The organism is Streptomyces sp. 150FB (assembly GCF_000818195.1).
In the GTDB taxonomy this organism is placed as follows: Bacteria; Actinomycetota; Actinomycetes; order Streptomycetales; family Streptomycetaceae; genus Streptomyces.
Genome location: NZ_JTHL01000001.1, coordinates 9,380,595 through 9,387,092, shown reverse-complemented (window position 1 = coordinate 9,387,092; position 6,498 = coordinate 9,380,595). Strand labels below are relative to the sequence as shown.

At 69.8% G+C, this 6,498-nt stretch carries 6 protein-coding genes; 1 reads left to right on the top strand and 5 read right to left on the bottom strand.

What is annotated here, in order from left to right:
- The first annotated feature begins 455 nt into the window (after positions 1-455).
- The gene (locus QR77_RS40105; protein WP_160311011.1) at positions 456-1,508 is read left to right on the top strand and encodes a YihY/virulence factor BrkB family protein; all 1,053 of its coding nucleotides are present in this window, start codon (positions 456-458) and stop codon (positions 1,506-1,508) included.
- On the opposite strand, the gene QR77_RS40100 is transcribed toward QR77_RS40105, so the two are convergent.
- The 5 genes from QR77_RS40100 to rhaS all read right to left on the bottom strand — a co-directional run bounded on the left by QR77_RS40100 (position 1,498) and on the right by rhaS (position 6,484).
- Entirely contained in the window at positions 1,498-2,379 is an 882-nt protein-coding gene (locus QR77_RS40100; protein ID WP_040026829.1) for a glycoside hydrolase family 19 protein, read from the bottom strand. The genes QR77_RS40105 and QR77_RS40100 overlap by 11 nt on opposite strands.
- Positions 2,380-2,516: 137 nt before the next feature.
- Positions 2,517-3,542 (bottom strand): LacI family DNA-binding transcriptional regulator, encoded by a 1,026-nt coding sequence (locus tag QR77_RS40095; protein WP_040026828.1) that lies wholly within the window; start codon positions 3,540-3,542, stop codon positions 2,517-2,519.
- Positions 3,542-4,966 carry an L-fucose/L-arabinose isomerase family protein gene (locus tag QR77_RS40090; protein WP_040026827.1) on the bottom strand — a complete coding sequence of 475 codons (1,425 nt, stop codon included), beginning with the start codon at positions 4,964-4,966 and terminating at the stop codon, positions 3,542-3,544. The genes QR77_RS40095 and QR77_RS40090 overlap by 1 nt, the downstream gene beginning before the upstream one ends.
- Before the next feature lie 79 nt (positions 4,967-5,045).
- Positions 5,046-5,384, bottom strand: coding sequence for an L-rhamnose mutarotase (locus QR77_RS40085; protein WP_040026826.1), 339 nt, complete (start codon positions 5,382-5,384; stop codon positions 5,046-5,048).
- Between the two features lie 14 nt (positions 5,385-5,398).
- Entirely contained in the window at positions 5,399-6,484 is a 1,086-nt protein-coding gene (gene rhaS, locus QR77_RS40080) for a rhamnose ABC transporter substrate-binding protein (RefSeq protein WP_040026824.1), read from the bottom strand.
- Between the last annotated feature and the right edge of the window lie 14 nt (positions 6,485-6,498).

The window sequence follows — 6,498 nt, the reverse complement described above, 5'->3', positions numbered from 1 at the left end:
CCCCGCGCTGACGATCGGCGCCAGCGCCGCCGCCGTACCCGCCACCGCGCCGAGGGTGAACATCGCGCGCAGCAGCCTGCGCCGGGACGTGGGTCCGATCGGAACGAGACCTGCCATGAACGACCTCCGCTTATCCGTTTTGATCATTTTTAGTCAGTTTCAGTCAGATTTAGTTGATATATGCCACGCCTTGCCGGAAGGGGTCGACCAGGAAACGCCGGATGCGTGCTGACCATGCGACAAACGGCACTCGGTCCCGATCCGGCACAACGAGGTGACGGCGAAACAGTTCCGCGCCGGCCGGTCCTCGTCCGCCCCGGCGGGGTACAGGGTCCGTACAGGTCACAGCGGGTGGCGCGGGTCGCGGGTACCGCTCACGGGCACCGCTCCGATGGTGCAGGGTGTGCCTTGGGTGGATGGACAGTTGGCGTACGACAGATGACACAGGTGATGACGTGGGAGAGAGCGTGTCCGTCGAGAAGGCCGGGCAGCGGGGGCGCGGAGAACCGGAAGGCGGGCGGTGGCGGGGCGGACGGCAGCGGGGCAGCAGGTGGCTCGGCGCGCTGCGGCGGGTGCCGGTCGCGCTGTGGAACGACGACGCGGGCGACCGGGCCGCCGCTCTCACGTACTACGCGGTTCTCGCGATCTTTCCCGCGCTGCTCGTCACGGTCTGCGCCATCGGGATCGCCGGCCTCGACGCGGGCGGAAAGCTGACCGACCAGGTGACCTCGCTCGTACCCGCGCAGTCACAGGCGCTGGTCCACAGCGTTCTGGTGGAGATGGCCGAGCAGCGCTCGGCGGCCTGGGTGCTGGCGTCGTTCGGCACGGCCGGCGCCCTGTGGTCGGCGTCCAGCTACACCGGGGTTTTCCGCCGGGCGCTGCACGCCATGTACGGCGCCGTCGACCACCGGCCGCCGTGGCGTACGGCTCCGCGTATCGCGCTCACCGCGTTCGCGCTGCTCGCGCTGCTCGTCATCAGCGCGTTCACCCTCATCCTGACGGGTGACGCCGCTGCGGCGCTGGGGCGGGCGCTCGGGATGAGTACGGCGGTCAGCCTGGTCTGGAGCGGGCTGAAGTGGCCGCTGCTGTCGGCGATCGCCGCCGTCCTGGTGCTCATCGTGTTCCGCAACGGGCCGCCGGGGACGCGCAGGCTGCGGCGGTCGCTGCCCGGCGGGATCCTCGCGGTGGCCCTCTGGCTGCTGACGTCGGCCGGCTTCGCGCTCTACACCACCCACGCGGCCACCTACAGCCGGCTCTACGGCTCGCTCGCCGGGATCATCGTCTTCCTCGTCTGGCTCTGGGTCACCAACCTGTCCCTGCTGGCCGGGGCGCAGTTCAACGTCGAACTCGCCCGGAAGCACGAGGAGGGGAACGGGGCGGAGAGCGGGAGCGGGGACGTGGAAGGGACCGGCGAAGGCCGGTCCGACTCCACCACACGTGTCGTCGGACCCGCCCGCTCCGCCGGGACCACGAGTCCCGGCAGCAACGTTCACACGGTCAGCAACTGAGGTTGGATCCAGGAGTCGTCCCGAGGATCCCGGTGAAGCTCTGGTAGCTGTTGATCCGGCTCTGCACCTGGGCGGGGTTCCCGCCGTTGCACTCGATGCTGCCGTTGATGCTGCGGATCGTCTCGCCGAAGCCGCGGCTGTTGACCATGGCGTTGTGCGGGGTCATCGTGCCGGGGCCGGTCTGGGTGTTCCAGTACCACAGGGCCGTCTTCCAGGCCACGGCCGAGTCGGTCTGCACGAGGTTCGGGTTGTGGAGGAGGTCGATGCCGAGTGCGTCGCCCGCCGCCTTGTAGTTGAAGTTCCAGCTCAACTGGATCGGCCCGCGCCCGTAATAGGCAGACTGGCCGGCCGGGCAGCCGTACGACTGTGAGGCGTCGCAGTAGTGCGGGTAGTTGGCCGTGTTCTGCTCGACGACGTAGACAAGACCGCCGGTCTCATGGCTGACGTTGGCGAGGAAGGCCGCGGCCTCCTGGCGCTTGACGGTGTCGGTTCCCGTCTTCGCGAAGCCCGGGTAGGCACCCAGCGCGGCGGTCAGGCCGCTGTAGCTGTAGAAGGAGTTCCTGCTGGGGAACATCTGGTTGAACTGCGCTTCGCTGACGACGAAGCCGCCCGAGGGCGGCGGGTCGGTCGTACCGCCGCACGCGCCCTGGTCGGCCCAGACGTCGGTGGTGCCGGGCTTCTCGTTCTGCGTCCACCACTTCGCCAGCCAGTTGTGGCCGTTGTAGGAGGCGGTGCCGCCGCCGACGTAGACGGAGGACGCGTTCCAGCCCGCCGCGCAGCTCGCGGCCGAGGCCGAGGCGGCGGGCAGGAAGATCGCCAGGGCGAGGGCCGAGACCATCGCGGTGAGCAGGGCCAGCATTCGCTGTCTCAATCGACTCACTCCTTCGCGCGGCCACCGGTCTCCCGGTGGCCGCCATGGGGGTGAGGGAACCAAATCGGAATCGCATGCACCTGTCAAGGTCTAGACCAACTATGGCCGGAGTCGGGCCCCTCAACGGACCGGGCCCCTCAGCGCACCGGGCGCGCCAGCGTGGAGGCGCGTACCACCAGCTCCGGCTGGAGCACGATGCGCTGATGCTGGTGGGCGGCCGCGTTGTCGCCCGTCTCCTGGATCAGCAGATCGGCCGCCGTGACCCCGAGCTGGAAGGCCGGCTGGCGCACCGAGGTGAGCGGTACGGCGGCGGCCGAGGCGAACTCGATGTCGTCGTAGCCGACGAGCGCCACGTCCTCCGGCACCCGTATCCCCGCCGCGTAGAGGGTCTGGAGCACCCCGAGGGCGAGCAGGTCGTTGGCGCAGAACACGGCGCCGGGTCTGGTCGACATCCCCAGCAGCCGGGCCCCCGCGTCGCGGCCCGCCGTGACGTCGAGGCGCGCCGCCTCGACATGGCGCAGCGCGCCGGGCGGCAGACCCGCCTCGGCGAGCGCCAGCAGCGCGCCCTCACGGCGGTCCTGGCACTGCGCCAGGTGCATGGGGCCGCTCACATACGCGATGTCGCGGCAGCCGCGGCCCAGCAGGTGGCGGACCGCCAGGGCGCCGCCGTTCACATCGTCCACCGACACCGAACAGCCGTCGGCGCTCGGCACGATGCGGTCCACGAAGACGAACGGGATCTCGTGCCGCCGGAACGAGTCAAGGTTGTGGCCGCTCATGTCGGCCGGGGTGACCAGAACGCCCCGTACCCGCTGCTCGGAGAACATCGTGAGGTAGATGGCCTCTTCCTCGGGGCTCTCCGCGCTGTTGCAGAGCATCACGCCGAGCCTGGCCTCGCGCGCCGAGCGTTCGGCACCCGAGGCCACGTCGACGAAGAAGGGGTTGGCCATGTCGAGGACGAGCATGGCCAGAATGCGGCTGCGGCCCGCGCGCAGTTGGCGCGCCGACTCGCTGCGTACGTAGCCGAGGCGCTCGATGGTGGACAGGACGCGGCGGCGGGTCTCCTCGGTGACGGACTCGGGCCGGTTGATCACGTTCGAGACGGTGCCGACGGAGACTCCGGCCGCCCCCGCCACATCCTTGATGCCCACCGGGCGGCGCATCAGACAGCGACTTCCACGAGCTCCAGGCCCGTCAGACCGGCCAGCGCCCGCAGTTCGGGGAGCAGCCGTCCGGTGGCCAGCGCCCAGTGGTGTCCGATGCCGGACGCACTCCACGCGTCGGTCCACTCCCCCGGGTCGCAGCCGAAGTCGACGCGGGACGTGGTGTTGCCGATCTCCAGATGCGGGCCCGGCACGACCTCGCCCTCGGCGGCGACGAGCCGGTAGCTCCCCTCGCGGCTCTGTCCGAGCCCGACCAGGGTGACGGGCCCCTGACGTACGTCGAACTCGACCGACACGCCCCAGCCGCGCTTGCCGTGGTAGATGCCGAGGCCGCGCAGCAGCGGCTTGCGTTCGCTGATGGCGAGGTGGCCGGGACCGTCGTGGCCCATCTCGACCACGCCGGCGGTGAAGTCGAGCGCCTGGAGTTCGGTGAAGGAGCCGCCGGCGCCGAGGCGGTCGGCGATCAGCATGGCCAGGGACGTGCGGAGTTCGTACTCGCCGCAGGCGGGGATTCCCCGCGCGGTCAGCAGCGAGGAGCCGAGGATCATGCCGGCGCCGAGGCGTTCGTGCACCTCGGCGTCGAGGCCCCGGTGGTAGTACGCGAGGGAGTCCAGGTCGAAGTCGGCGACGAGCCGGTCGAGGCCGACGGAGACCTGGGCGGCCCAGCGCAGGTCCTCCTCGACGACGGTGTCGGCGAGTTCGAAGACCTCCCGCGTCTCGTCGAGTTTCGCGTCCAGCTCGCTGTCGGTGACCTTCTCCACCCGTACCCGCAGGTCGTCGAACTCGACGACCTCCATGTGGCCGCCGAGGTTGCCGGTGACCATGGTCAGGTCGGTGGACACGTCGTACATGCCCGGGTAGAGGTGCCCCATCAGGCCGTGCCGGCCGTTGCGCAGGACGGAGCGGACTCCCGCGGCGCGGATCCAGCGGCCGATGCGCGCCCAGGCCCGGTCGTCCTCCAGGTATCCGGAGACCGAGCGGAACGGCACGCCGACGCGCTCGAAGGCGTTGGCCATCTCCGGCAGCGGGCAGGCGCCGCAGTAGGCCAGCCACTGTCCGGTGTCGAAGGTGGCGTGGTCCATCGACTCCGTGGGCTGGAGGTTGATGAGCAGGACGGGCGCGCCGCTGCGCTGGGCCACGGGCACGAGCATGCTGGCGGTCATGTAGGTGGTGAGGAAGCCGACGATCAGATCGCAGTCGGCGACGCGCAGCTTCTCGGCCGCCACCGCTCCTTCCTGCGCGTCGGAGATGAAGCCGACATCGACCACCTCGGCGTCGAACTCCCGCATGCGCTCCGTCACCCGGTCGGCGGAGCGCCGGAGTTGCGGGAGGAGGTCGGGGAACTGCGGCCAGTAGGCGCCGAGTCCTCCCGCGACGAGCCCGATCCTGGGCTTGCGGGCGACGGCGGGGGTACGGACGGTCATGGCGGCTCCTTCGGTCGCGGGGTGGATCGGTCCAGGATGTGACGGCGTGTCGTCCTCGAAGGACGACACGCCGCACGCCCTAGGCGAGGTGGAAAACCTCGGTCAGCGGGTGCATCGCCTCGTCGGGAGCCGTGCCCGCGCTCGTTCCCCGCTCCCCCGTGTCCTCGAAGAAGCCGGCCATCTCGGCCTGCCAGCGGGCGTTGACGCCGGTCGCCGCCATGGCCTTCTTGGCCGCTTCGAAGTCCTCGGTCTCCAGGTAGCCGACGAGCAGCCCGTCGTCGCGCAGGAAGAGCGAGTAGTTGTGCCAGCCGGAGGCCGCGAGCGCCCGCAGCATCTCCGGCCAGACGGCCGCGTGCCGCTCGCGGTACTCGGCGATCCGGTCCTGGCGGACCTTCAGCAGGAAACAGACGCGCCGCACGGGTCGCCGCCCGCTCAGAAGTTGAACTTGTCGATGTTGGCCTTGCTGAAGACGGTCGGCTCGCCGAGGATGACCTCGCCGTTCTTGCCGACGGTGTACTCACCGAGCTTGCCCGCCTTGAACTTCTCGCCCTCGGCGCCGGTGATCTGCCCGGACGCCAGCGCCGCGGCGGCGTACGACCCGAGGTAGCCGAGCTCCTCCGGGTTCCACAGGGAGAACTGGGTGACCGTGCCGTCCTTGACGTACTTGCGCATCTGGTTCGGCGTACCGAGGCCGTTGAGGACGACCTTGCCCTTGTACGAGGAGTCGCTGAGGTAGCGCGCGGCCGCCGCGATGCCGACGGTGGTGGGCGAGATGATGCCCTTGAGGTCGGGGTACGCCTGGAGGAGGCCCTGCGTCTGCTGGAAGGACTTCTGGTCGGCGTCGTCCCCGTAGGCGACCTTCACGAGCTGCATGTTCTTGTACTTGGGCAGCTTCAGCTCGTCCTTCATGAAGCCGATCCAGGTGTTCTGGTTCGTGGCGTTCTGGGTCGCCGAGAGGATGGCGATCTTGCCCTTGTAGCCGATCTGCGCGCCCAGGTGCTGGACGAGGCTGCGGCCGATCTCCTCGGAGCTGGCCTGGTTGATGAAGAGCTGGCGGCAGTCCTTGGCGGTGTCGGAGTCGTAGGCGACGACCTTGATCTTCTTCGCCATGGCCTGCTTGAGCGGCCCGCACACGGCGTTCGGGTCGTTGGCCGCGATCAGGATGGCGTCCTGGCGCTGCTGGATGAGGGTGTTGATGTAGGAGACCTGGGAGGAGGCGCTGGCGTCGGAGGGGCCGACCTCCTTGCCCGTCGAGGAGAAGTCCTTCGCCGCCGCGATGCCCGCCTCGTCGACGATCTTCTCGTACGGGTTGTTGATCTGCTTGGGGAGGAACGCGAGCTTGAGGTTCTTCTTCAGCGGCGCGTTCGGGTCGGCCTTGGCGGAACTGGCCGCGGTCGGCGCGTCGTTCTTGGCGCTGTCCTTGGTCGTCCCCCCGCAGGCGGTGAGTGAGACGGCGAGGAGGCAGGCGGTGGTGGCGGTGACTGCCGCGCGGCGTCGGGCGGAGTTGTGGATCATCATGGCGGGCTTGGACC

What these genes read in the sequence shown, in the direction of transcription:
- QR77_RS40095 (WP_040026828.1), bottom strand. Translation starts at nt 3,542, where the DNA reads ATGCGCCGCCCGGTGGGCATCAAGGATGTGGCGGGGGCGGCCGGAGTC.
- QR77_RS40090 (WP_040026827.1), bottom strand. Translation starts at nt 4,966, where the DNA reads ATGACCGTCCGTACCCCCGCCGTCGCCCGCAAGCCCAGGATCGGGCTC.
- rhaS (WP_040026824.1), bottom strand. Translation starts at nt 6,484, where the DNA reads ATGATGATCCACAACTCCGCCCGACGCCGCGCGGCAGTCACCGCCACC.